This window comes from Oribacterium sp. P6A1 (genome assembly GCF_000702885.1).
Lineage (GTDB): Bacteria > Bacillota > Clostridia > Lachnospirales > Lachnospiraceae > Oribacterium.
The window spans coordinates 13341-36614 of record NZ_JNKO01000005.1 but is presented as its reverse complement, the minus strand read 5'-3'; the positions used below and the strand labels follow the sequence as shown (position 1 = coordinate 36614).

General features: G+C 40.8%; 25 protein-coding genes. 18 read left to right on the top strand and 7 right to left on the bottom strand.

Going from position 1 to position 23274, the window contains the following annotated elements; genetic code table 11:
* The first annotated feature begins 114 nt into the window (after positions 1 to 114).
* From T515_RS04785 to queF, 9 genes are all read left to right on the top strand, one after another.
* Positions 115 to 828: a response regulator transcription factor gene (locus tag T515_RS04785; RefSeq protein WP_036608276.1), complete on the top strand. Its 714-nt coding sequence runs from the start codon at positions 115 to 117 to the stop codon at positions 826 to 828.
* A gap of 86 nt (positions 829 to 914) precedes the next feature.
* Positions 915 to 2363, top strand: coding sequence for a sensor histidine kinase (locus T515_RS04780; protein WP_051671441.1), 1449 nt, complete (start codon positions 915 to 917; stop codon positions 2361 to 2363).
* Between the two features lie 138 nt (positions 2364 to 2501).
* Positions 2502 to 2894 (top strand): hypothetical protein, encoded by a 393-nt coding sequence (locus T515_RS04775; protein ID WP_036608274.1) that lies wholly within the window; start codon positions 2502 to 2504, stop codon positions 2892 to 2894.
* Positions 2895 to 3071: 177 nt separating this feature from the next.
* Positions 3072 to 4004: a carbohydrate kinase family protein gene (locus T515_RS04770; RefSeq protein WP_036608272.1), complete on the top strand. Its 933-nt coding sequence runs from the start codon at positions 3072 to 3074 to the stop codon at positions 4002 to 4004.
* 336 nt (positions 4005 to 4340) lie between these two features.
* Entirely contained in the window at positions 4341 to 4763 is a 423-nt protein-coding gene (gene queD / locus T515_RS04765; RefSeq protein ID WP_036608269.1) for a 6-carboxytetrahydropterin synthase QueD, read from the top strand.
* 91 nt (positions 4764 to 4854) lie between these two features.
* Positions 4855 to 5508, top strand: coding sequence for a putative 7-carboxy-7-deazaguanine synthase QueE (gene queE, locus T515_RS04760; RefSeq protein ID WP_036608266.1), 654 nt, complete (start codon positions 4855 to 4857; stop codon positions 5506 to 5508).
* Positions 5505 to 6080, top strand: coding sequence for a GTP cyclohydrolase I FolE (gene folE / locus T515_RS04755; protein ID WP_197026397.1), 576 nt, complete (start codon positions 5505 to 5507; stop codon positions 6078 to 6080). The genes queE and folE overlap by 4 nt, the downstream gene beginning before the upstream one ends.
* 24 nt (positions 6081 to 6104) lie before the next feature.
* A complete protein-coding gene (gene queC / locus T515_RS04750; protein ID WP_036608261.1) occupies positions 6105 to 6788 on the top strand; it encodes a 7-cyano-7-deazaguanine synthase QueC in 684 nt (227 codons plus the stop codon).
* A gap of 110 nt (positions 6789 to 6898) precedes the next feature.
* Positions 6899 to 7381, top strand: coding sequence for a preQ(1) synthase (gene queF, locus T515_RS04745; RefSeq protein WP_036608259.1), 483 nt, complete (start codon positions 6899 to 6901; stop codon positions 7379 to 7381).
* Positions 7382 to 7433: 52 nt separating this feature from the next.
* Here queF and T515_RS04740 read toward each other — a convergent pair whose 3' ends face one another.
* On the bottom strand, positions 7434 to 7817 hold the full coding sequence (locus T515_RS04740; RefSeq protein WP_051671440.1) for a hypothetical protein: 384 nt from the start codon (positions 7815 to 7817) through the stop codon (positions 7434 to 7436).
* A gap of 179 nt (positions 7818 to 7996) precedes the next feature.
* On the opposite strand from T515_RS04740, the gene T515_RS04735 reads away from it, so the two are divergent.
* The 5 genes from T515_RS04735 (at position 7997) to T515_RS04715 (ending at position 14383) form a co-directional block, all read left to right on the top strand.
* On the top strand, positions 7997 to 8758 hold the full coding sequence (locus T515_RS04735) for an alpha/beta hydrolase family protein (protein ID WP_036608256.1): 762 nt from the start codon (positions 7997 to 7999) through the stop codon (positions 8756 to 8758).
* A gap of 61 nt (positions 8759 to 8819) precedes the next feature.
* A complete protein-coding gene (locus tag T515_RS04730) occupies positions 8820 to 9992 on the top strand; it encodes an iron-containing alcohol dehydrogenase (RefSeq protein WP_036608253.1) in 1173 nt (390 codons plus the stop codon).
* 300 nt (positions 9993 to 10292) lie between these two features.
* Positions 10293 to 10649 carry a hypothetical protein gene (locus T515_RS04725; protein ID WP_155988273.1) on the top strand — a complete coding sequence of 119 codons (357 nt, stop codon included), beginning with the start codon at positions 10293 to 10295 and terminating at the stop codon, positions 10647 to 10649.
* Positions 10650 to 10794: 145 nt separating this feature from the next.
* Positions 10795 to 13290, top strand: a complete 2496-nt coding sequence (locus T515_RS04720) for a bifunctional diguanylate cyclase/phosphodiesterase (RefSeq protein ID WP_036608247.1) — start codon at positions 10795 to 10797, stop codon at positions 13288 to 13290.
* 85 nt (positions 13291 to 13375) lie between these two features.
* Positions 13376 to 14383: a polysaccharide deacetylase family protein gene (locus tag T515_RS04715; RefSeq protein ID WP_051671439.1), complete on the top strand. Its 1008-nt coding sequence runs from the start codon at positions 13376 to 13378 to the stop codon at positions 14381 to 14383.
* A 484-nt stretch (positions 14384 to 14867) separates the two neighbouring features.
* On the opposite strand, the gene T515_RS16415 is transcribed toward T515_RS04715, so the two are convergent.
* From T515_RS16415 to T515_RS04685, 6 genes are all read right to left on the bottom strand, one after another.
* Positions 14868 to 16079, bottom strand: a complete 1212-nt coding sequence (locus T515_RS16415; protein ID WP_051671438.1) for an STAS domain-containing protein — start codon at positions 16077 to 16079, stop codon at positions 14868 to 14870.
* Between the two features lie 226 nt (positions 16080 to 16305).
* Positions 16306 to 16659 (bottom strand): EAL domain-containing protein, encoded by a 354-nt coding sequence (locus tag T515_RS17025; RefSeq protein WP_242839333.1) that lies wholly within the window; start codon positions 16657 to 16659, stop codon positions 16306 to 16308.
* Positions 16660 to 16795: 136 nt separating this feature from the next.
* Complete coding sequence (locus tag T515_RS04700; protein WP_036608245.1) at positions 16796 to 17500, bottom strand: EAL domain-containing protein; 705 nt, start codon at positions 17498 to 17500, stop codon at positions 16796 to 16798.
* 212 nt (positions 17501 to 17712) lie between these two features.
* Positions 17713 to 18018: a hypothetical protein gene (locus T515_RS04695; RefSeq protein WP_155988271.1), complete on the bottom strand. Its 306-nt coding sequence runs from the start codon at positions 18016 to 18018 to the stop codon at positions 17713 to 17715.
* A gap of 178 nt (positions 18019 to 18196) precedes the next feature.
* The gene (locus T515_RS04690; protein ID WP_036608240.1) at positions 18197 to 18598 is read right to left on the bottom strand and encodes a DUF3592 domain-containing protein; all 402 of its coding nucleotides are present in this window, start codon (positions 18596 to 18598) and stop codon (positions 18197 to 18199) included.
* Positions 18599 to 18620: 22 nt separating this feature from the next.
* Positions 18621 to 18845 (bottom strand): hypothetical protein, encoded by a 225-nt coding sequence (locus tag T515_RS04685; RefSeq protein ID WP_036608238.1) that lies wholly within the window; start codon positions 18843 to 18845, stop codon positions 18621 to 18623.
* A gap of 788 nt (positions 18846 to 19633) precedes the next feature.
* Here T515_RS04685 and T515_RS04675 point away from each other — a divergent pair.
* The 4 genes from T515_RS04675 to T515_RS04660 all read left to right on the top strand — a co-directional run bounded on the left by T515_RS04675 (position 19634) and on the right by T515_RS04660 (position 23240).
* Positions 19634 to 20014, top strand: a complete 381-nt coding sequence (locus T515_RS04675; protein ID WP_036608233.1) for a glyoxalase/bleomycin resistance/dioxygenase family protein — start codon at positions 19634 to 19636, stop codon at positions 20012 to 20014.
* A 267-nt stretch (positions 20015 to 20281) separates the two neighbouring features.
* Complete coding sequence (locus T515_RS04670; protein ID WP_036608230.1) at positions 20282 to 20626, top strand: DUF5684 domain-containing protein; 345 nt, start codon at positions 20282 to 20284, stop codon at positions 20624 to 20626.
* Between the two features lie 20 nt (positions 20627 to 20646).
* Positions 20647 to 21012, top strand: coding sequence for a VOC family protein (locus T515_RS04665; protein ID WP_036608227.1), 366 nt, complete (start codon positions 20647 to 20649; stop codon positions 21010 to 21012).
* A 269-nt stretch (positions 21013 to 21281) separates the two neighbouring features.
* Entirely contained in the window at positions 21282 to 23240 is a 1959-nt protein-coding gene (locus tag T515_RS04660; RefSeq protein ID WP_036608225.1) for a S41 family peptidase, read from the top strand.
* Positions 23241 to 23274: the final 34 nt, after the last annotated feature.

Below are 23274 nucleotides of genomic sequence, written 5' to 3'. Positions count from 1 at the left end.
ATGCTGACATAAGTGTCAAAAAGTCTCAAATCAACGTGCAAGCACCTGATTTGGTACTTTTATTCTTACATCATGATTCACAAAGGGACATTAAAGATGACAGGGAGAAAGATTATGAAAGAGAACAATTACAGAATACTTATCGCAGAAGATGACAAAGATATCATCGACCTTCTTGAATTATATCTTGAAAATGCGGGGTACGACGTTCTGACAGCCGAAAACGGACTTCTCGCATGGGAATGCCTTGAAAAGGAAAAGAATATAGACCTTGTGATCATGGACATCATGATGCCGGAAATGAACGGATACCAGCTTATACGTAAAGTCAGGGAACATCACAATCTTCCTGTTATAATCATTTCCGCCAAAACCGAAGACAGCGATAAGATATTGGGACTTGATCTCGGAGCGGACGATTACATTGCAAAACCCTTTAACCCCCTTGAGGTGGTGGCGAGGGTAAGATCGAATCTCCGCAGATATTATCATCTCAATGATCAGACAACCGAGGATGACGGGCAGCTTCGTGTAGGTGAACTAATACTGGATACCAACAGTATGTCACTCAAAAAAGGTGATATGGATATAGCTTTGACCCCGATGGAATTCAAGATACTGAATCTTCTTATGCAAAATCCGGGCAAAGTATTTACAAAAATTCAGATATACCAGCATGCCAGCGGAGAATACATTGAAAATGATGAAAATACCATCATGGTTCATATGTCAAATCTCCGGGAGAAAATCGAAAAGGATCCAAAGATGCCTGAATATCTCAAAACCATAAGAGGATTGGGCTACAAAATGGAGAAAAAACAGGTCTGACAGATATAAATCCTTCGGAGTGAAAAGATTCAAAAATGTGGCTTATACAAGAAGAAACTGTACGGTAAAAGCCACCGGAGAAAACTATGAAAGCATTTGCACTGAATAATAAAAGAGGGAGTCTGTATTTCCTCATCATGAGAGGTTATCTGGGCTTTATCTCGGGAACAGTCCTTTTGATACTATGCCTGTATTTCGGAAATTATCTGGCCACTCAAAAGATTGATGAAAAATATCTCATCGACACATTTTCCGATCATTATGCCTATGAAGAGGATTTTCTGACAGAAGACGGTAAAAAAAACACCTTCATGGTAGAGTACCGTTATACTGAAAACGAAGACGGAAATTCCGATTCTTTCATAAAATACATGACAATTCTTGATAATAAAGGCAATATTCTGTATTCAAACTCAGATTTAAGTCTGGAGGAATTCAAAAAACTTATAGACGAATCCCTGGATGATTCCAACTATGTATCCATGTTCAGAAAATACAGGGAAATGAAGACCAGTATCGATACAGCAACAGCAGTATTTCTTGTTGCGGGGGAGATACTTCTCATGATGTTCTTCGTTTTCAGAATAAACAAATCTGTTCTCCGTCCGGTCAATCTCCTGAAAAATGCAATGGAAAAATATAATGACAAGGCAGACCGGCTTGAGCCTATAAGCTACTCTGGAGCAAAGGAGCTTGAGGAAATCTGCGAGTCATACAATGACATGGCAGAGGCTCTGAGAAAGAGCGATGAAGAGAGAAAACGTCTTGAAGAAGGACGTGAGCGTATGCTTGCAGGCATTTCTCATGACCTTAAAACTCCTGTCACCGTAATTCAGGGCTATGCCAATGCTATTCTGGACGGCACAATCTCTCCTCAGAACCTGATGACCTACGTGGAGACTATATATAAAAAATCCCAGGTACTTTCGGAACTGATAAATTCATTCCACCAGTACAGTCGTCTTGAGCATCCTGATTTTGCCTTAAAAAAGACAAAGGGTGATCTCAGTGAATATCTGAGGGAATACATTGCCAACCGTTATGATGAACTGGCAATCGCAGGCTTTACACTGGAAGTAAACATCCCTGATTCAAGCATATACGCGGTTTTTGACAGGTTTGAGCTGAAAAGGGTGTTTGAAAATCTTATCAATAACACCATCCGGCACAATCCCGGTGGCACTACCGTCTACATTGAGTTAGAGAAGCCGGACGCCCTGATTCTGAATAAAAATATGAATAGGGTTTCCGATACACAGCAGGATGAAAAGGGAAGAGAATCCGGTGACGCGTCACCGATGATCAGGATACTTTTCAGTGATGACGGTGTCGGGATATCAGATGATGTGAGAAAGAACATATTTGATCCTTTTGTTACAGGAGACGAATCCAGAAAATCCGGAAAGGGTTCAGGTCTCGGACTTGCGATTTCAAAGAAAATAGTTGAGGCACACGGAGGTTACATACACCTGAGAGAACGTTCCGAAACTGACCACAGTACAGAATATGAAATCCTGCTTCCTGTTGAGGGCTGATGCATTCCGGACATGAATCTGAATTGAATATACAGATCGTAACCGGGCTTAGTAATATGTCATCATTTCCATCCCTATGGCTGACCGAAGGTAAAGATCGAAACTATATGTGAAGGAACTTGGAATAGGAGAATTGATATGAGATTTGAAAGCAGAAATAATGATAAAGAAAAAATGATTTTTAATGTACGGATTGCCGGAATACTGCTTATGGTACTTATGTGTTTTACTGCAGTTATGGAGTCTATGACCATGCCGGCCTACGCCCGTATCAAACCCGGTTATAATACTGCCAATGCTTCCGGTCTTATGTATTCTCTTCCAAGCATGAACAACGGCTGGCTCAAGCTTAAGGATGGGGACTGGTATCATTTCACAAACGGTGTAATGGATACAGGCTGGTTCGTGGATACTGCAACAGGAGACAGATACTATCTCAATCCTGACGGAACCATGAAAACAGGCTATCTTTATCTGGATGGTCAGAACTACTATTTTGATGCTTCGGGAAAGCTGATAAAATTTTTCTAAAAAACTCAGAAAAATACATGGATTTAAGTTACGGCATCTTGTCTCAGTCCTTACATGGTTGTATAATGCAAAAACATTTCTATAAAGTGACCTGGTTTTTAATTCACTGTTTTTATCCTAATATAGTGGAATACGGAAACCGGTAATATAAAATCTTTTTTGAAGAGGACACATAGCATGACAAATGGAATCGTGGTTATAGGAGCAACATTCGTAGATATAAAGGGCTATCCTTTGGAGGTATATGTACCGAACGGCAGAAATGCCGGTACTGTAATGGAAGTTCATGGCGGTGTATGCCGTAATGTAGCTGAGGATATTGCTAATGTTGAGCTTAAGCCTACATTTGTCAGCATCGTAGATAACAGCGGAACAAGCACCGATGTTGTCAACAAACTCATTCGTCATAAGATAAATACAAAATATATCCGCAGAGTTGAAGGCGGTCTCGGAACATGGCTTGCAATTTTCTCAAATGAGGGTGATGTTATCGCATCTATTTCCAGAAGACCGGACCTCAGTGAGATTTCCAGTATCCTTAAGGAGCAGGGTGATGAACTGATAGGCAATGCTGACAGTGTGGTAGTTGAGATAGATATGGATTCATCTATTCTGAAGCAGATTTTCGAGCTGGCCGAAAAGTATCATAAAGAGGTTTATGCAGTTGTTTCAAACATGTCCATCGCTATGCAGAGACGGGATCTCCTCAAGCGTACAGGTGTGATAGTTTGTAATGAACAGGAAGCAGGCATGCTTTTTTCAGATGACTACTGCAGCATGACACCTGAAGAATTCATGCATATCCTCGACAGACAGGTTAAATCCGCCAAGTATCCCCGTATGGTAGTCACCATGGGTTCAAAGGGAGCTGTTTACGCTTCAATGGAGGGAGAACCCGGATACTGTCCAAGTATTCCTGTAGGTGTTATCGATACCACAGGTGCCGGAGATGCCTTTTTCTCAGGTGTTGCCATCGGTCTCACCTACGGAAAGTCTCTCGGTGAGGCCTGCCAGATCGGAACCAGACTTGCAAACTCTGTTATCTCAACCACAGACAATGTCTGCCCGAGATTCATGCCTCAGGAATTCGGCATTGAAGTAAACAGATAACCCCGGGTCGATGAAAGTGAGTGTCATCAGTATTTGCAGCTTACTTTCAACACACATATCATCATATTTTATCTTGCGTGCAGCAGAATTAGGTGATAATATTATCCGGCATTTAATTTAATAAGTGTGATTCCTGATTATCGGGAATCACCGATGACAGTTCATTTGTACCTTCCTGTCACTAAATAAAACCAGGACTGCATATACATAAAAAGATAGGATTCTTTTGAGATACGATGCTTAAGATGGTCTTTAGATCAAGGCATCATATTTATGTTAGTGTAGCTCTGCGTTGGCAGAGCTTTTTTATTACAAAAAAACATCGAGGTATTTTACATGTATTTTTTGAAATCCGAAGCAAGTTTCGATGCCGCTCATTTTTTGAAGGACTATGAGGGAAAGTGCCGAAACATTCATGGACATAGATGGAGAGTTGTTGTTGAGATTAAGGGAGAAGCTCTGAGCGAAGAAACCCAGACAAGAGGCATGCTGATAGATTTTTCAGATTTAAAGAAGGCTGTTAAGGATGCGTGCGATTTCTTTGATCACAGCCTCATATATGAAAAGGACTCTCTGAAGGAAACAACCATAAAGGCCCTTGAAGATGAAAACTTCAGATTAAATGAAGTTCCTTTCCGTCCTACGGCTGAGAATTTTTCAGAGTTCTTTTTCACAAGTCTCAGGGAAAAAGGTTTTAATGTTCACAGAGTTGATGTCTATGAAACTCCCAATAACTGTGCGAGCTTTGCAATGGACTAAGGCATTTGGTGAGAAATTCTGAAATTTACAACATACTGTATTTTCAGAATAACATTTCCTGATGGACAGGCGATTGTGTTGAGGAGCAGAAATGAAAGTAGTAGAAAAATTTGTAAGTATCAACGGAGAAGGCACAAGAGCCGGAGAGCTTGCCGTATTTATCCGTTTTAAGGGCTGTAATCTAAATTGCAGCTACTGTGACACCGGGTGGGCGAATGAAGGTAACTGTCCCTATACCGAAATGTCCGGGGAAGAGATAGCTGCATATATCATGGAAACCGGGGTTAAAAATGTTACTCTTACAGGCGGCGAGCCGCTGCTTCAGAAGGGAGTTCATGAGCTCATACAGCTTCTTCTGGAAAAAGGACTTTCTGTAGAGATAGAGACAAACGGAAGCGTAGATCTTACTCCGTTTACAGAAGGAAGACGTCCTATATTCACTATGGACTACAAACTGCCTGGCAGTAACTGTGAAGCCGGCATGCTTCTTGTGAATTTTGAACTTCTGGATGACAGGGATACGGTGAAATTCGTATCCGGAAGCCGTGAGGATCTTGAACGTGCAAGATGTCTCACGGAAAAGTACCGGCTTACAGAGCGCTGCCATGTTTACATAAGTCCTGTGTTCGGAAGCATTGAGCCAAAAGACATAGTTGATTATATGATTGAACATAAAATGAATGATGTCAGATTGCAGATACAGATGCATAAAGTCATCTGGGATCCGGATAAACGAGGTGTCTGATGATAGATAAAAAAGCAATAGAAGAGCATATCCGCGGTATTCTTATCGCGCTTGGAGATGATCCTGACAGGGAGGGACTTTTGGAAACCCCAAAGCGTGTTGCCGAGATGTACGAGGAAGTTTTTGCGGGTATGAATTACACAAATCATGAAATAGCCGAAATGTTCGACAAGACTTTTGAGGATGGTGTTGACAGGAATGTTGATTCCCAGAGCATTGTGGTTATGAAGGACATAGACATTTTCTCATACTGTGAGCATCACCTTGCTCTTATGTATGACATGAAGGTCAATGTGGCCTATGTGCCAAAGGGAAAAGTTATCGGACTTTCAAAGGTGGCAAGAGTATGTGACATGGTGGGAAGACGCCTGCAGCTTCAGGAAAAAATCGGAAAGGATATAGCAGATATCATGACCGAGATAACCGGAAGCGAGGATGTTGCCGTGACCATCGAAGGCTGTCACAGCTGTGTGACCGCAAGAGGCATTAAAAAGACAAATACAAAAACTTTTACGGCTGAACTCCGTGGCAGCTTCAAGACAGACCCGGCTCTTCAGCTGTATCTCAAATAGTTTTTTAAAATCATGGAGGCAATGATGAAAGTTATGGTTCTACTGAGCGGAGGAGTTGACTCCACAACCGCTCTCGGTATAGCAGTTGATAAATATGGAAAGGACAATGTCATCGCACTTTCTGTTATGTACGGTCAGAAGCATGACAAGGAGATCGGAGCAGCAGAAGCTGTGGCAAAGCACTACGGTGTTCTGCATCTTTATCTCGATCTCAGCAAGATATTTCAGTACAGTGACTGTTCACTGCTTAAGCAGTCTGACGAGGCTATTCCTGAGATTTCCTATGCTGAACAGATAAAGGAAACCGGGGGTGAGACTCCTGTAAGTACCTATGTACCGTTTAGAAACGGCCTGTTCCTTTCTTCCGCAGCCAGCATTGCCCTCAGTAAAGGCTGCAGTCTTATATATTACGGAGCTCATGCGGATGATGCTGCAGGTTTTGCATATCCCGACTGCTCCGATGCCTTTGTTAATGCTATGAACGAAGCCATTTGGGAAGGCTCCGGACATCAGTTAAAGATCGAAGCTCCCTTTGTAAAGGTGAATAAATCAAATATCGTAAAGATGGGTCTCGATCTGAAGGTTCCTTATGAGCTTACATGGTCCTGCTACGAAGGCGGTGAAAAGCCATGCGGAAAATGCGGAACATGTATCGACAGGGCTGCAGCATTTGCAGCGAACGGAGTAGAGGATCCGGCACTGAAGTGACATAACCGGCTCCCGGGAATTTGGAATACAGCAACAGACCTTTTAAAGAGGTCCACTATCGGTTTTTGATACCTGTGTCATGAAAAATGATAACTGAAAAAGGAGAAACCATGAGAGAAAACGAAGATTTAACACTGCTTGGAAACCAGCAGGTAAAATATAAATATGAGTACGATCCGTCTGTTCTTGAGAGCTTCAACAACAAGCATCCGGAAAATGATTATTTTGTAAAGTTCAACTGTCCGGAATTCACATCATTATGCCCTATTACAGGACAGCCTGATTTCGCAACCATCTACATCTCATACGTACCGGACAAGAAGATGGTAGAAAGCAAGAGCCTGAAGCTCTATCTTTTTTCCTTCAGAAATCACGGAGATTTCCATGAGGATGTTGTCAATGTAATCATGAAGGATCTTATCAGACTGATGGATCCTAAGTACATCGAAGTATGGGGAAAATTTCTGCCTAGAGGCGGTCTTTCCATCGATCCTTACTGCAATTACGGAAAGCCCGGTACTGCGTGGGAGAAGGTCGCATGGGACAGACTGACACAGCACGACATGTATCCCGAGAAGATTGACAATAGATAATAAAAAACTGCTTAAGTTCATTACTTAAGCAGTTTTTTTATAAAAAGAATTATCAATACTGCTTGAGATGGATAGCGAAGCCTGCGATCATCTTATCAAGATAGATGAACTTCATGCTGCCGTCCTCGTTATACTGGGCAGTTTCCTTCTTTAATCCCATGCCTCTCTTCTCAAAGAACTGAGCGGCCTTTGCTACATCATGAGCACCGATGGCGATGTGGCCCTTTTCTCCGGGACCGTCCTTCTTCATAATCTCGATAAGATCTGAAGCAAAAATAGAACTGTTTCCTACTCTTGGAATGAATGCCATAAGAGTATGGAATTCATCAGCAATGCGTAATGCATCTTCCTCGCCGTCTGCATTGATACCTACATGAAGTACGCAAAGTCCAAGCTCCTTTACCGCATCAAAATCCTTTGACATCTCGTCTGCCATAATATTACCTCCTGAATGTTATTTTACGTCGCATAAAATTAAGTTTAGCACCTTAAGTTAATTTATGCTATAATCTTCGGTCAAAAGATACAGGTATCTCTGAATGATTTCAGATTAATATCAGCTTCCCGGATCAACTGAGGGAAGTAAGGTTTTAAGGCGACAGGAAAGGCAGGCTAATGGAAAAATATTTCGATCTAAATGAACAGGGATTCAGCATCAGATGTAAGGTCTATTTTGAAAAAGATATACATAATTTAAAGCACATTGTCCTCGCCACATATGGTTTCGGCGGAAATAAAGATAATAAGGCCATTGAAAAATTTGCAGACAGAATAACAACCAAATACAAAGGTTTCGGTGTTGTCTGTTTTGACTGGCCGTGCCATGGAAAAGATGCCCGTAACAAGCTTATTCTTGACGAGTGCCTGACTTATATGGATCTTGTCATCTCACATATAAAGAATGAAATGGGGGCGGAAGACATATATAACTATTCTTCAAGCTTCGGAGCATACGTCACTCTCCGTTATCTCCACGATCATGAAAATCCTTTCAGAAAGACAGCATTCCGCTGTCCGGCCATTAAGATGTATGATTCCATGGCTGCTCACGTAACAGAAGATGACTGGAACAATCTGAATAAAGGTAAAGAAATCCTTCGGGGTTATGACAGAAAGATAAAGATCTCTTTGGAATTCCTGCAGGATCTGAAAAACAATGATGTCAGCACCTATGATTACATGGATTATGCAGACGACATCATCATGATTCACGGAACAAAGGATGAGATGGCACCTGTAAGTGTTGCAGAAGAATTTTCCGAGAACAATGTGATAGAGCTTATAAAGGTCGAAAATGCAGACCATCCATTCTCTAATCCAAAGTACATGGATTATGCCATTCAGAAAATACAGGAATTTTTTGTCCCTGAGGATTGATTTGAAAACTGTAAATATATTATGATATTTTCATAATTATTTTGGAAGGGGACACAAAACAATGAATGATTTCAGGTATTTCACACCCACAGAGGTAGTCTTCGGAAAAGATGCGGAGAACAAGACCGGAGATACAGCAAAAAAGTACGGATCAAAGGCATTACTGGTATACGGAAAGGGAAGCGTTATTAAGAGCGGACTTCTGGACAGAGTTAAGGCTTCATTGGAGAAAGCCGGAGTACAGTTCAAGGATTTCGGAGGAGCCAAGCCTAATCCGACACTTGCACATGCGGAGGAGGGTGTTAAAGAAGCACTTGCCTTCGGTGCGGATATGGTAATCGGAGTTGGCGGCGGAAGTACAGTTGACACTGCCAAGGCCATCGCCCACGGAACTGCAAATCCCGATAAAAATCTCTGGGATATCTGGACAAGAAAAGTGGATCTCGTTAAATCAATTCCCGTAGGTACGGTTCTTACCATAGCTGCTGCCGGAAGTGAGATGAGTGATTCCGCAGTTCTTACAAATGAGGCCATAGGTAAGAAGGCCGGAATCAATACAGATATGAACAGATGCAGCTTCGCTATAGTAAATCCTGCTCTTGCTGCAACACTCCCTAAGAATCAGATTGCAGCCGGTGTGACCGATATCATGATGCACACCATGGAAAGATATTTCATCCCTGATATCAAGGCAGACATGACAGATGAGATTGCTGAAGGTCTTCTTAGAACAGTTATAAAGAACGGTGAGCTGGTTCTGAAGGATCCGGCAGATTATGATGCAATGTGTGAAGTATTCTGGGCATCAAGCCTTTCACATAACAATCTTACAGAGTGCGGAAGAGGAAAGGATTTCTCGGTTCATAAGATAGGACATGCATTATCCGCAAAATATGATGTGACTCATGGAGCTTCACTTGCTGCAGTCTGGGCTTCCTGGGCAAGAGAGCTCTACAAAGGCGCTGTTCCGAGATTTGCAAGATATGCAAGAAATGTATGGAAGATTGATGAAGCTGATGACGAGAAGGCTGCGGTTTTAGGCATTGACAGAACAGAAGAGTTCTTCAAGAGCATAGGAATGCCTGTAAGAATCAGTGAGATGGGAGTAAATCCTTCAGATAGTGATATTAGGGAGCTTGCCATGGATGCAACCATGCAGGATACCGTTAAGCTTTCGAGAATCCGTCCGCTTTCTGCCGGGGATGTTGAGAAGATTTACAAAGCGGCTCTTTGATTCATTACACACCGATGTGTGTGGGGATGCACATCATTAGTGAGGGGCAATACTTTTGATACTCACGTCATTGTAAGACAAGTTTAATTGAAGTTATATCAGCATAAAAAGAGAGGGAGTATCGGTATCTCCCTCTCTTTTTATACAAAAATGGCCATTCAAAATGGCCATTCGGATCAAAATAGAATACACATTTAAGATGTTTTGTGATACAATCATATGGTTTTTGCGGTTTTATGAAATTCAGTAATATTTGCCGCAAGCTGCTGCAGAGCGTAATTCAATTCGCAGACGATCCCAATGAAAGGTAGAACTATAATGAGACTTGAAGATTTACAAAAAAACAATGGGGTAGGTATGGATGAACTGAGAGTTACCCTTATGGAGATAGCCAACAATATCAGTAAAAGCATCAAAGGACACTGGTCCGTTGAACCTGATATGAGAGCATTGGAACCTTTTTGTGCCTACAACATCAATTCCCATACAACCGGTTATGAAATATGCCGTTTTTATCCGTTTTTAGATTCAAACGGTGAGATATGTATCTCTATAAACTCACGGAGAACCAATGTTAATTGCAGATATGAAAGCAATCTTGTTTCAGGGATTTATGATTTGATCATAAACAGTATATCTCCTTTGGATATTGCCTAAAATACTAATAAAATACACCACAAATGTCGTTTAATAAGATATGAGGTTTTGATACCTTATTCCATGCCAATAATCGATGAGACCATCATCGAATCCGGGCAGCGACTTTTGTAGGTGTATTTTTTTTATTCTACCGATAGAGCTTATGAAAAAAAGAAAGTTATTAACCATAGCAAGAGGTTTATTTTTTCTGATCGGAATAGTTTGTTTTTTCACCACCCTTGTTATGCTTGCATATGAGATTTATGAAAAAGATACATTCCGTATCAATAAACCCCGTGAAACCAATCATAAGATTCTTTTTCTTTGTTCATATGAACCTATGTTCTATACATACAGATATCAGATGGCCGGATTGGAAAATGAACTATATTCCAACGGCATCGAATTTGATGTTATTTACATGGATACAAAGAATTTCAGGTCCGATGAAGACATAAATGAGTTTTATAAGTTTTTCAAAAACAGATATAAGGAAAACAAACTGCAGTATGAAGCCGTACTGTTAGGTGATGATGATGCTTTGGCTTTTGCAATGAAACATCAGGATGAGCTTTTTAGTAAGCTTCCTATGGTATTTTTTGGTGTAAATGATCTGGGACTGGCCTATAAAGCTGAAGAAAATCCTTACATAACGGGCTTTTATGAGCTGAATTATCTTCATCAGACTATGATTACTGCCATGGATTTATTTCCCGACTCAAAAAAACTTGTGGCGGTACATGATGAATCCCCCGCAGGAATGGCAGACGTTGAACAGTTCTATGCAATGGAACGTCAGTATAATGATTACACTTTTGATGATATAGATGTAGAAGCTCTTACCGAAAGAGAGGTTGTAGAAAATCTAAGGGTTCTTTCACCGGATACGCTATTGTTTTACATGACATGCTACAACGATAAAAATGGCAATGTTCATTCGATATATGATTCCACAAGTCTTATAGTAAACAATGTAAATGTGCCTGTTTTCAGAAATTATGCAGAGGGAAGAGATGCCGGCGTTTTAGGCGGAACTTACATGGACTTTTATGAACAGTCAAAGCAGGCTGCACATACTATATCAGAAGTTTTAAATGATGGAGCGGATATATCCACATATTCACTTTCGATGTACACTCCCGGGATAACAGAATTCAATTACCCGCTTATGAAAAGATATGGAATCACAGAAAAGCAGCTGCCGGAGGACACCGTATACTTTGGTAAGCCTGTGACTTTTTATGAGCTTTATAAGAATATGCTGCCTATAGTATTCATCATGGCAACATCACTTCTTTCATTTATTCTTGCAGCACTGTCAGCCTTCATTAATGAAAAAGATCAGGTTAAGATACTGAGAAGATCCAAGGAACAGATAGTAAGCTCCCAGAACAAGCTTATGTATCTGGCAAATCATGATGAGCTACTGGGACTTCTGAACAGAGGATCCATAGTCAGGTTTTTAAACAATAATCTGAAATCCGATGATATCTATTCCGTTCTGATGATTGATATAGACGGTTTCAAAGACATTAATGAAAATTACGGTCATCAGATAGGAGATAAGATATTAGTCAATATATCAAATGCTCTTAAGCGATATGCATTGGCAAACAACATGGTAGTAGGCAGATACGGCGGAGACGAATTCCTGATGCTTTACAGAGGTAAAAATCTGGATCAGACTTCTGCGGCCGTGAAAAATATAGTGACATTGTTCACCCAGCCTTTTAATGCAGACACTGTCAATGTTATTTTGTCTGCAAGTATAGGAATATCCAATTCTGACGGAGAAACGACTCCTGAACAACATGTCATCAATGCAGAGATAGCCATGTATGAAGCAAAGGTCAGAGGTAAAAATATGGTCTTTGTTTATGCAGAGGATATGAAGAACAAGCTCATACTTGAATCCAATATCAAAACTGCATTTCTCAGTGCATTTGATTCGGATGGATTCTATCTGATGTATCAGCCTAAGATCTCGGCATCAACAAAGGAAGTTATCGGTTATGAGGCACTGGTCAGACTTAAAGATTCCCCATACGGACCTGCAGTCTTTATACCTATAATCGAAAAAAGCGGCTGGACCATAAAGCTGGGTAGATTGATTACAAAGCTGGTTGTGGAACAGCTGCATCAGTGGACGGAACAAGGAAAAACCATTCATCCGATTTCATTAAATTTCTCCAGCAGGCAGATTCATGATCAGGGATACTGCGACTATCTGAAGAAGCTTTTGCTTCAGTACAAGGTAGATCCTAAGTATGTACAGATTGAAATCACAGAATCTCTTTTACTGGAAGAATCATCAAGAACCTCAGAACTATTCAAATGTTTCCAAAACATGAACATCAAACTTCTTCTTGATGATTTCGGAACAGGTTATTCATCATTGGCATATCTTACCTATGTACCGGTGGATGATGTCAAACTTGATAAGTCTTTGGTTGATACCTACCTTATGGATGGTAAGGAAGATTTTATCCGTGACGTAATTCTACTTGTTCATGATATCGGAAAGACCATAACCATAGAAGGCGTTGAGTATGAATGGCAATATTTAAAACTTGCCGAATTTAATGCAGACACTATTCAGGGATACTACTTCTCCAAGCCACTGTGTGCCGATGAAGCGATTGACTTTAAGGTAAACTGAAAAGCCTGGAAATATAGTAAGACGAGTGTAAAATAGAATTATGGTATAAAAAATTTCATTCAAAAAAACGAAGGGAAGGGGAATCATGAAATTTGATAAATATGTTGCCGGGGTTCTGATGACATTTTTATTTACAGGGACAGTGGCTGTATCTTCTTTTGCAGGCGCCACTCTTAAAGGGGTAGATGCTGTAAACAATCCATCGGAGGCTTCTTCAGAGGTTTTAGGACCCGGTGTACAGAATGTTGAAAGTCCGGAAAGTACAGTTCAGGAGACAGACAGTACCCAAAAAGAAACCGGCAAAGTTACGATAATTGACGGTATACGTGTGCCCGCCGTGATCAAGTCGGATGAAGCAATACAGGCTGATTTTGCATTGCTTTCGGGCGGAGGAGCAAACATGGATTGGGGGAATTATTATCCTTCGGCAAACTCTGTTCCGGTTGGAAATGCAGATGAAATATGGCTTAGAAGCCTGGATACTTATTCCAGGGAAAATACTTCTGACATGGTATGTTATCTTACTTTTGATCTTGGTTATGAAAACGGACATACGGTATCCATCATGGAGACACTTAAGAAGCATAATGCTCCGGCAACTTTCTTTGTGACGGGAGCCTGCATTAAGTCTAACCCTGAGATAGTACTGGCCATAGCGAAGAACGGCTTTACAGTAGGAAATCATACATTGAATCATAAAAACATGTCTACTGTCACCACAAAGGAGATGTTTTTTACAGAAGTTAATACTGTTGAGGAACAGTATGAGGCGCTGACGGGACATCCCATGAACAGATATTATCGCCCGCCTGAAGGAAAAAGCTCCCAGGCACAGCTGATGTTAGCAAGGGCAATGGGATATAAGACCATGCTTTGGTCTGTTGCCTACAAGGACTATGACGAGAAAGCACAGCCATCCCGTGATAGCGCTCTTGCCACTCTGAATAAGCGAATCCATCCCGGCGCCATCGTGCTTTTGCATGCCACTTCAAGTACCAATGCTTCAATTTTGGATGAACTGCTCACAGGATGGGAAAGTGCAGGATATAAATTCAAATCTCTGGATGAACTTCCGGAAAATGAGTTTAATTAAAGAGCAATACTACATTTAAATACTGAAATGAAATAAAGCAGATGTATCGCGTAGGATTACATCTGCTTTTAAATTGCTACTATAAATGAAATGTATCTGTCCCGTATTGAAAATGAATTAAGCATTCAGCTGTTTAAGAGGATCGGTAATCGGTTTGTCCCTACCAAGTTTTCAAGATCAAACATGATTGTGTTACGCTGCTCGATTCCAAGAAAGAGGAGCGTGTATTCAAGGAACAAATCATGCCTATTTACACCTGTGTTGGCAGTAATGTACATGTTTGTCGGTGACTATCATACAGGTTAAGTTGCAGGAGAAAATACTGTGAAAGAGATCTGATGAAACTGATATTTTAGCACGTGTATAATTTTATAGGCACGTCTAATATATCTAAAAGCCGGTATGTTTGAAAAGCACGAGATGGACATACATCCACTCGTGCTTTTTCATATGTGAAATATTGTGTTTAATATTTTATTGGTGATCAATCAATATTCAGCATATCTGCAAAGCCTGTGACATTCAATATTTCAAGTACATCCTTTGACGGATTCTTGAGATGGAATCTGTTTTTATCCGGAAGAGATTTACACATGATGAGCAGAACCCTGAGCCCGGCTGATGAGATATATTCTGTATCTGTAAGATCAACTATGATCTCGTTAAGATCGGTTCCTTTATGAGCCTCGAATCCTGACAGAAGCTCCGGGGCAGTGATGGTATCCAGTCGTCCTGCGATACCGCACTGAAGTTGATCGCCATCTGTGCGGAAGTTGACATCGAACTTTTTAGTATTTTCTGTATCAGTTTTTTTACATGACTTTACAGTCATCACCCAAAGTATAATATCATCATATGCCTTACGGAGTTTATCCATGTCTTCCGGTTGATCTTTAAGGCTCATAAGATCAGGTAATACTTCTTTATAGGTGACTTCTTTTATTTCAAATCCAAGGTCAGCAAAATACTTTTTGGCTTCAGGGACAGAACCTTGCATAACTGTATGATTGATGGGAATGTCTGCGACTCTGGTGCCGCCTTTTTCCATCATCTCCTTCACAATCTCTCCATCTGAGTCTGTTAATGCTGAGAATGTTACAGCTCCAAGTTCTTTGCTGTACTTGTCTGCAGTGATCCACATCCCGCCGTGCTCTTTCAGAAGTTCGCGGATATTATGGCATACAGTGTCAAGCTCAGGTTTGTTGAAATATCCAAGAAGTCCGTCCATCAGGATACATATCTTTCCGCTAGCATCTTTAAGAGCTTCTTTTAATGAATCAAGATTCGTTGCATCAACAGCGTGATAATGCATCAGTTCATTTTGCTCTTTGGATGCAAGTCCACGGATGGCCGGCTCAAGTTCTTCAACAACTGCAGGCAGATCAAGGCCATAAAACTGTTTGCCTGCTTTAGATATGGCAAGTCCCCTTGGAACATATCCGCAAGGGAGATCTATAACAACATCGCAGCCAGACTGTTCGGCCATTTTATTACCGATATGATAACGTGCCTCGTTTGACACCATATAGGCTCTGATAATTTCAAACGGTGTATCAGAAGATCGCGGTACTGTTAAATCAATAACCTTTGCAAGATCAGCTGCTTCCTTGATGCCGGTGTGACTTAACAGTCCAAGACATCCTTTTGCTGTGGCAAACACAGGGTTAACTGCGAATAACAGTTCTTTTCTCTCCATAGATTATTACCTCATCTCTTCGTGAATTTATCTTTTTGGAAATATGAGTCTGTTAAAAGATGTTTTTACGCTCATATTGTATTATATCGGTTAATTAGAAGAGAATTATTAGTAGGTATCGATGTATCTATCAACATGAGTACCATCGAAAAAGAGACTACAACCCGACCATAACCTTATGCATTTCCGCAGTCTTAAGTCTTTATATATAAATAAAACCTATTAGTCAAATTGGCATCCCCAGATAATATCCCTGGAAGAAATCAGAACCAAGCTGCTTCATGCACTCAAACTCAGCCTTAGTTTCAATACCTTCAGCGACAATCTTTACACCGTGATTGTGAGCAGCGGAAATAATATGATCGCAATTAGCTTGTTTCTCTTTATTGGAATCAATACCGATCAGAAGAGAGCGGTCAAGCTTGATTATATCTGGTTTCATAAATTCTGCGATTTCACATGTGTTTAGTCCTGAACCAAAGTCATCCAATGAAAGAAGATTATTGAATTGAGAAGTTTGTTTACGCTTATATGCAGAGGCTACATGGTCAAATACAGGATACTCTAATGTTTCAACTATACATGATGGTATCTTTTGCCCTTCAAAATAGTCGAAAAATGTTTTGGAATCTTCATCAGTGAAAAATTCACATGGAAATGAATTTATAGATATTAATTCAGAATATCGCCATCTTTAAGAAATCAAGTGGATTTTTTTATGCTGGCATTTCTAAGTAGTATCCTTGGAAGAAATCAGCACCGAGCTGTTTCATACAATCGAACTCGCCCTTAGTCTCAATACCTTCAGCAACGATCTTAACTCCGCATTTATGAGAAGCTTCTATGATTTTATTACAATTCATCTGTTTAGCCTCATCAGAATCTACTCCGGTCAAAAGAGAGCGATCCAGCTTAATGATATTAGGTTTCATAAATTCAGCAATCTCTTCAGTGTTTAATCCAGATCCGAAGTCATCCAATGCAAGAAAGTTATCACATAAAGATATATGTTTTCTTTTCAGAGCGGAAATAACAGGATCGAATTCAGGATATTCTAAAGTCTCAACAATAAAGTGAGGAAGGTTTGCGGAGAAATAATCCCCAAAAGCTTGTATTTCCTCGTCAGCAAAGGTTTCGCAAGGGAATGAGTTTATAGAAGGCAATTCGGAATATCCACGAGCCCTGAATTCTTTCATAGCCCCAAACAGAGTGGCAACCTCCAGGGTATATAGCTCATTTCTATGGGTATATTCATTTATCAGCTCAGTGACGGTCATATTGAGAGGTCTCATTAGAGCTTCTCTTGCAAATACAGTCTTCCCGTCAGGATAGAAGATGGACTGGAACACATAGTTGATTTTAAGTTCTGATAAAGCTGCGGACATTTTGGGCGAAAATGGAATATCGTCAAACTGAATCATAGTTTACCTCTGTAAGTACAAATAACAGATACACGGCTTATAAAAACGCTTAAATGCATTGATAATATTGCTGATGCCACATAATATTACACGTAGGTGTACAAACTTGTCTATCGAAACATTGCATAAAGGTTATAGAAAAAAAGTGGGAGGCTATAGAAAAAAGTCATATAAAAAGCCGGTACAAAAAGTACCGACTTAATAAACCCATATTACATTGGACAACCCTTCTGGTGAATAACACCGATGGTTTGCAGGGCCTTTTCAAATAAATCTTTCATCTGCTGATGAGTCAGTGAATCCTTGAAAGTGATGCTCATATCGTTAAGATAGAATTCTTTGCGAGGACTTGTTGTATCAATTCCGCCAAATCGAACATATTTCTCATAGTGCTCACACCAACCGTAGATTGAGTATAATCCATATTCTGAATTCTGAAGACAACCGCAATAGGTGCCTCTATAGTCACGCATGTTATGTCGACAAGTATCGCATTTTCTTTCTGTTTCTCTCGCCATATGATTAAATATCCTTCCATCCACACTACGATAACCCTGCGCGGTATTTTAACAAAGTAACGTGTTAGAAAGCCACTAGAATATTATGATAGCATCTTAATAATAGGAATATATTATTAGACACAGACGAGATGATGTGTTCAATAATGCATGGATGAAATGTAATTGTTAGCAATATTTACAGAATAAATTGTTGTATGAAACCTGTGCACAAGAGGACTATGCCTAATAGAATCATAGCCATTCCAATAAATAGAAGAGTCAACAAGTATTTATCAGAGCCATGAAAAGCTTGAGCGTACTCCGGCCTTAAAGGGTCATACCATATGGTACAAGTATCTCCGATATTATTTACTTGGAGGCTATGGTCCAGGGTTTCAAGCCTATACTCAATGCTGTTTACATAGTAGGTATAAACATGCATATCTTTGAGGCTGCCTTGAGAGTTATACCGCCCACGAACTTCAGTGAGTGTTCCCTGGGTCTGAGCTGTACAACGGGCATTCTTAGCTTTGTTGATCGGATATGAGATGATAAAGATAATACCAATGAAGAACGATACGATACTCGCTATAAACATAATAAAACCCTCCTAACTAAGATTACTTAACCCTGACTCCATCAACAGAGATCCCTTTATAACTAGAATCAGGGTCTAATAGTGCTGCAACTACCAAGGAAATAACTGCAATCCAAAAGGAAATGCCAAGAGGGATAATAACCTTTGTAATAGGCTTCTTGCGAACGACATTAAGAATCAATAGTGTGAATAATATAATAAATGCTATCAGAGATAAGCAGAAGATAATCATAAGAAATGTATCCATAAATCGACTCCGTTAAAATTGTTTTTCTTTATCATATAAGATAACTCGGTTCAATACAGGGAAGATATTAGGGGTACAAAAAAAGAACCTCGAATCCATGAAGCACACGCCATATCATCTACCGTTCTTAGTTCTTTACGAATAATCTTAGATCTGTGAAGCACTCGCCACATCTCTTTAACTTGATTACATTGTACGGGTATTTGTACAATTTGTCAACACATAATATCCGCAAAAATTAAACGAATATATAAGCTTTCCTATGGAGGAGTAAGAAATTACTGAATTTTGGATGTTACCGATTCCGGTAAATTATCGATGATCAGAAATCATTTGATCAGCAATAAAGAGTATAAAGTCCTCTCAGAGACGGGGATTTCGTCCTCGTGATTGGTAAATACAGAGGATATAGAATGCCCATTCATCAAAAGCGGAGATACAAGATTGTCTAGCTCCGTCATATCCTCAGTAGAGATGGAAATGCCTTCTATGGACTCTTTAAGCTTATCCTCATAGGCCTGCTGAGCCATCTTGGCATCGTAACTGAACTTCGGGAAATGGCAGGTCTGGGATGTACTGGAAGGGCAGCCGTTACATACGAAAGGTGCACCTGAAACACATGGATGCACATAATAAAGGATAGACCAGATGCGGAACAGCGAGCAATTATTAATGACATTAGAATCAGAGGGATAGATGAGGCTCTGAAATAAAATTCTTGGTTATGCTTCGATAAGACCGTGTCGATGTTTAATTGAAATGAGATTATTTTTTACAGGAGGAGAACCATGAAAATCACGACTTTTGACCCAATTATTGTATCTAAGGAAGCAGATGCAGCTATTAAGCTTTTCGAGGAGCTTGGATTTCAAAAGACACATGCCCCGGTAACATTAACGGAAACTGGAGATGTTTCCACTGTCCGCATGAAAAATGAGGGAGGATTCCACGTTGATGTTGCACAGGTGGGTGTTCCGAAAGATTACACGCTTATTCGTATGAATGTGGATGACTTTGAGGAGGCGTATAATATCCTGAAATCTCACGGATTCACAAATACACGTGGAGATGATACATTGGATACTAAAAGCTCAAAAGCAGCGACTATGGTTTCTCCGTCTGGGTTCCGTATCGCACTCGTTAAGCATATCAAGAAGGATGAAGGATAAATTATAGAATCAAAAAGACCGGAGGCGTAAAAGCCTCCGGCTTTATATTATTCTGGCATAGCAAGATAGTATCCTTCAGCCCGACGGCAGCATCCTTGTTTACCGTCCGACACTGTATTTTGACGTGGCCCCGGAAAACGAGACATATTATGCGGAGGACGTTTTGGGTTTTTATATATTAAATAAGCTGAATGCTTATTTCCTGATAAGAATCTGTCGACATTTTTCAGGACGATGCTTTTTATAGAAAGAAAAGGAGGGTGTGAAATGGAAGATCAAAATAATTTTAGTTTGCTGGTATCATTTATCGTATATCTTCTTTTAGTTATAGCAATGTGGAAGATTTTTGTAAAAGCCGGCGAAGCCGGCTGGAAGAGCCTGATCCCGATCGTGGATTTTTATTATCTTTTCAAAATTGCTATGGGAAACGGATGGCTTTTTCTGCTGATGCTCATTCCTCTTATAAATGTTGTAATAATGTATATCATGTTATGGAAACTGGCCAAGTCTTTTGGCTGCGGCGTAGGTATGCGTATCCTTACGATGCTTATTCCGAATCTTGGTACGTTGATTATCGGATTTGGAGGTTCAACCTATATTGGTCCACAGTAGATTATAAAAAGGAGTACATTATGAAAATAACAACATTCAACCCGATGATTTATACCAAAGATGCTGAGCCTACTATCAAACTGTTTAAGGAACTTGGATTTGAGCAGACACATAATAAGATAGGCTCAGACGTGGAGTTTTCTACACATCGTATGAAAGATTCTAACGGATTTCATATTGATATAGTGCAAGCACCCGGTACACCGAGGGAAATAACAGCCATACGTATGAATGTTGATGATTTTGATGAGGCATATGCACTGTTAAAGGAAAAGGGATTCAGAGAAGTAGAGGGATTTGGTAATAGCACTGAGTCAAGCAAGTACGCTATAATGAAATCTCCATCCGGGTTTATCATTGATCTCATACAGCATATTAAGAACTAAAAAAGTATACAAATGAGCCGGAGGCAAAAACCTCCGGCTTTTTTCAAATGTCTGAGGGTTCCAGGAAACCGGTGCACTTTTCTAAAGGTTCATTATCTCTCCAAAACTTAACTATTTATACATAGTTGTCGATATATTGAAGATAAGTGGAATTATTAAAATTCACTTAATACAGTATGGTACATATGTTTGTGAGTATCAATTCACAGGGATGCTCCACCTGCTAAAGCAAGCAGGTTTCCGCCCTTGGTAACGAAAGGATTAAAATTATGAAGAAGAAAACAATGAGCCGTTTACTGACTGCAACGTTGGTTGTGTGTATGGTCATTTCCGGATGCAGCGCTCTCGACACACCCGAAGCGGCGTCCGTAACAGAGACTACGGAGACTAAAGGTGAAGAAAAAGGACCAGATTCCACGGAGGGAAGCATTACCGGCATTAAGGAAGCTGAAGCTGCAGAAACAACTGCAGACGCAGGAACATCTGAAGTCAAAAAAACTACAGAAGCTCCGGATAATGCTGAAGCCGTAGAAGAAGAGACGGCACTGTCCTTATGGGGAAAAGGAGAGCTCTTTACCGTAAAGGAAAAAGAGTATCAGATTGAGACCAAGACTCTGCCCCTATATATCGGTGACACGGATCCGGAGAATACCTTTGAAATTGAAGTAGCGTTTATGGACGGAGTGACGGATATCCCCTATATCACGTTAGATACCATGGAGAGTCTGATTGCCAGGGTGACCGGTCTGTTTTATGGAGCACAAGGAGGGGAGAAATATTCCCTGGAGATTGAAAAGGACGCTGATACGGTAACCCTGACCAGGGAGACCCAATATCCTGCAAGGATTGACTTTGCAAAAGACACGATCAAATTCTATGACTACGATGCATTCATCCGAATATCAGATTCAGATCCGTTGCTAGACGTCATCGCTTCCACCGGGTTCAATGAGGACGGAAAGCCTCATCTGTTCCAGAAGAGCGATTCCTCTTTCGAACGGTACGGTGATCCGGTGACCTTCAGTCCCGGAGAGTACGGCATAGACCTGGTGGCTCAGGGCGGCGAATACTATTTGCCTCTGCAGCTGGTGAGCGATATCATCCTGTCTCAGTACAGTGTCACTACGCTTTACAATGGGGAGGCTGTCTTTGCTCAGGCCGGGGGAAATCTGGATGCCATCGCAGACAAATACTATATCTCTAACCCGCCTGCGGAAAGAAGCCAAGAGCTGGCAGCCTTTAACTATAAGGAGCTCTGCTTCGCCCTGGACGCTCTCTATGGCTTAAAAGAACAGCATAATATCAAGAATTTCAACAATCTCTTCCAGATGACAGGTCTGGCGGTGGATATGCTTAGTACGGATCCACAGGTGGCGGGTCAGGCGCTGGCGGATCTTACTATCAAGTATTTCGATGACAGCCACAGCGGTTTTATTTCAAAATCCTATATGATGAAACAGGAACCTGAAAGGAATTTCGGTCCATCTATAATCAACAGAAGAGATGACAAAGAAAGATATACAAAAGCCAGGGAGAAATACTATCCTGACGAGATCCCCGGATACGAGGAAGTTGGAAACACGGCCTATATTACCTTTGACGAGTTCTATTTTGCTGATGTTGATTATTACAGCGGAGAAAAACCTGAGGATCACCCGGAGGATACGGTGGGGCTGATGATCCATGCCTATAATGAGATCACCAGAGAAGGAAGCCCCATTGAGAATGTTGTCCTGGATCTGTCCAACAATGGAGGTGGTATGGCGGATGCCGCCGCATATGTGATAGGTATGTTTTTGGGTGATGGATCCATCTGCATGATGAATCCTCTTTCCGGCGCTCTGGTATCCCAAAATTTCAAGATTGATGCAAACCTGGACCGCAAGTTTGACGAGAAGGACAGCCTGCGAAACTACAATCTGTTCTGCCTGACCACATCCAAGAGCTTTTCTTGCGGCAATCTTGTGCCCAGCGTATTCAAGAATTCCAACAGGGTAATGATACTCGGACAGACCTCAGGTGGTGGAGCATGTGTGGTCCAGAACCTCACTACCGCCGATGGATGTCCTTTCCAGATATCGGGCTTAAAGCGCCTGGCATACATGAAAAACGGTTCCTTCTATGATATAGACCAGGGAGTGACACCGGACTTTGTAATCCCCAAACCAGAACAGTTCTACGACAGGCAGTATCTCACAACATACATCAATGGATTGCTGGGAATATAACTTAAACAAAAAGACCGGATGAGCTAAATACCTT

What these genes read in the sequence shown, in the direction of transcription:
- T515_RS04785 (WP_036608276.1), top strand. Translation starts at nt 115, where the DNA reads ATGAAAGAGAACAATTACAGAATACTTATCGCAGAAGATGACAAAGAT.
- T515_RS04780 (WP_051671441.1), top strand. Translation starts at nt 915, where the DNA reads ATGAAAGCATTTGCACTGAATAATAAAAGAGGGAGTCTGTATTTCCTC.
- T515_RS04775 (WP_036608274.1), top strand. Translation starts at nt 2,502, where the DNA reads ATGAGATTTGAAAGCAGAAATAATGATAAAGAAAAAATGATTTTTAAT.
- T515_RS04770 (WP_036608272.1), top strand. Translation starts at nt 3,072, where the DNA reads ATGACAAATGGAATCGTGGTTATAGGAGCAACATTCGTAGATATAAAG.
- queD (WP_036608269.1), top strand. Translation starts at nt 4,341, where the DNA reads ATGTATTTTTTGAAATCCGAAGCAAGTTTCGATGCCGCTCATTTTTTG.
- queE (WP_036608266.1), top strand. Translation starts at nt 4,855, where the DNA reads ATGAAAGTAGTAGAAAAATTTGTAAGTATCAACGGAGAAGGCACAAGA.
- queC (WP_036608261.1), top strand. Translation starts at nt 6,105, where the DNA reads ATGAAAGTTATGGTTCTACTGAGCGGAGGAGTTGACTCCACAACCGCT.
- queF (WP_036608259.1), top strand. Translation starts at nt 6,899, where the DNA reads ATGAGAGAAAACGAAGATTTAACACTGCTTGGAAACCAGCAGGTAAAA.
- T515_RS04740 (WP_051671440.1), bottom strand. Translation starts at nt 7,817, where the DNA reads ATGGCAGACGAGATGTCAAAGGATTTTGATGCGGTAAAGGAGCTTGGA.
- T515_RS04735 (WP_036608256.1), top strand. Translation starts at nt 7,997, where the DNA reads ATGGAAAAATATTTCGATCTAAATGAACAGGGATTCAGCATCAGATGT.
- T515_RS04730 (WP_036608253.1), top strand. Translation starts at nt 8,820, where the DNA reads ATGAATGATTTCAGGTATTTCACACCCACAGAGGTAGTCTTCGGAAAA.
- T515_RS04725 (WP_155988273.1), top strand. Translation starts at nt 10,293, where the DNA reads ATGAAAGGTAGAACTATAATGAGACTTGAAGATTTACAAAAAAACAAT.
- T515_RS04720 (WP_036608247.1), top strand. Translation starts at nt 10,795, where the DNA reads ATGAAAAAAAGAAAGTTATTAACCATAGCAAGAGGTTTATTTTTTCTG.
- T515_RS04715 (WP_051671439.1), top strand. Translation starts at nt 13,376, where the DNA reads ATGAAATTTGATAAATATGTTGCCGGGGTTCTGATGACATTTTTATTT.
- T515_RS16415 (WP_051671438.1), bottom strand. Translation starts at nt 16,079, where the DNA reads ATGGAGAGAAAAGAACTGTTATTCGCAGTTAACCCTGTGTTTGCCACA.
- T515_RS04700 (WP_036608245.1), bottom strand. Translation starts at nt 17,500, where the DNA reads ATGATTCAGTTTGACGATATTCCATTTTCGCCCAAAATGTCCGCAGCT.
- T515_RS04695 (WP_155988271.1), bottom strand. Translation starts at nt 18,018, where the DNA reads ATGGCGAGAGAAACAGAAAGAAAATGCGATACTTGTCGACATAACATG.
- T515_RS04690 (WP_036608240.1), bottom strand. Translation starts at nt 18,598, where the DNA reads ATGTTTATAGCGAGTATCGTATCGTTCTTCATTGGTATTATCTTTATC.
- T515_RS04685 (WP_036608238.1), bottom strand. Translation starts at nt 18,845, where the DNA reads ATGGATACATTTCTTATGATTATCTTCTGCTTATCTCTGATAGCATTT.
- T515_RS04675 (WP_036608233.1), top strand. Translation starts at nt 19,634, where the DNA reads ATGAAAATCACGACTTTTGACCCAATTATTGTATCTAAGGAAGCAGAT.
- T515_RS04670 (WP_036608230.1), top strand. Translation starts at nt 20,282, where the DNA reads ATGGAAGATCAAAATAATTTTAGTTTGCTGGTATCATTTATCGTATAT.
- T515_RS04665 (WP_036608227.1), top strand. Translation starts at nt 20,647, where the DNA reads ATGAAAATAACAACATTCAACCCGATGATTTATACCAAAGATGCTGAG.
- T515_RS04660 (WP_036608225.1), top strand. Translation starts at nt 21,282, where the DNA reads ATGAAGAAGAAAACAATGAGCCGTTTACTGACTGCAACGTTGGTTGTG.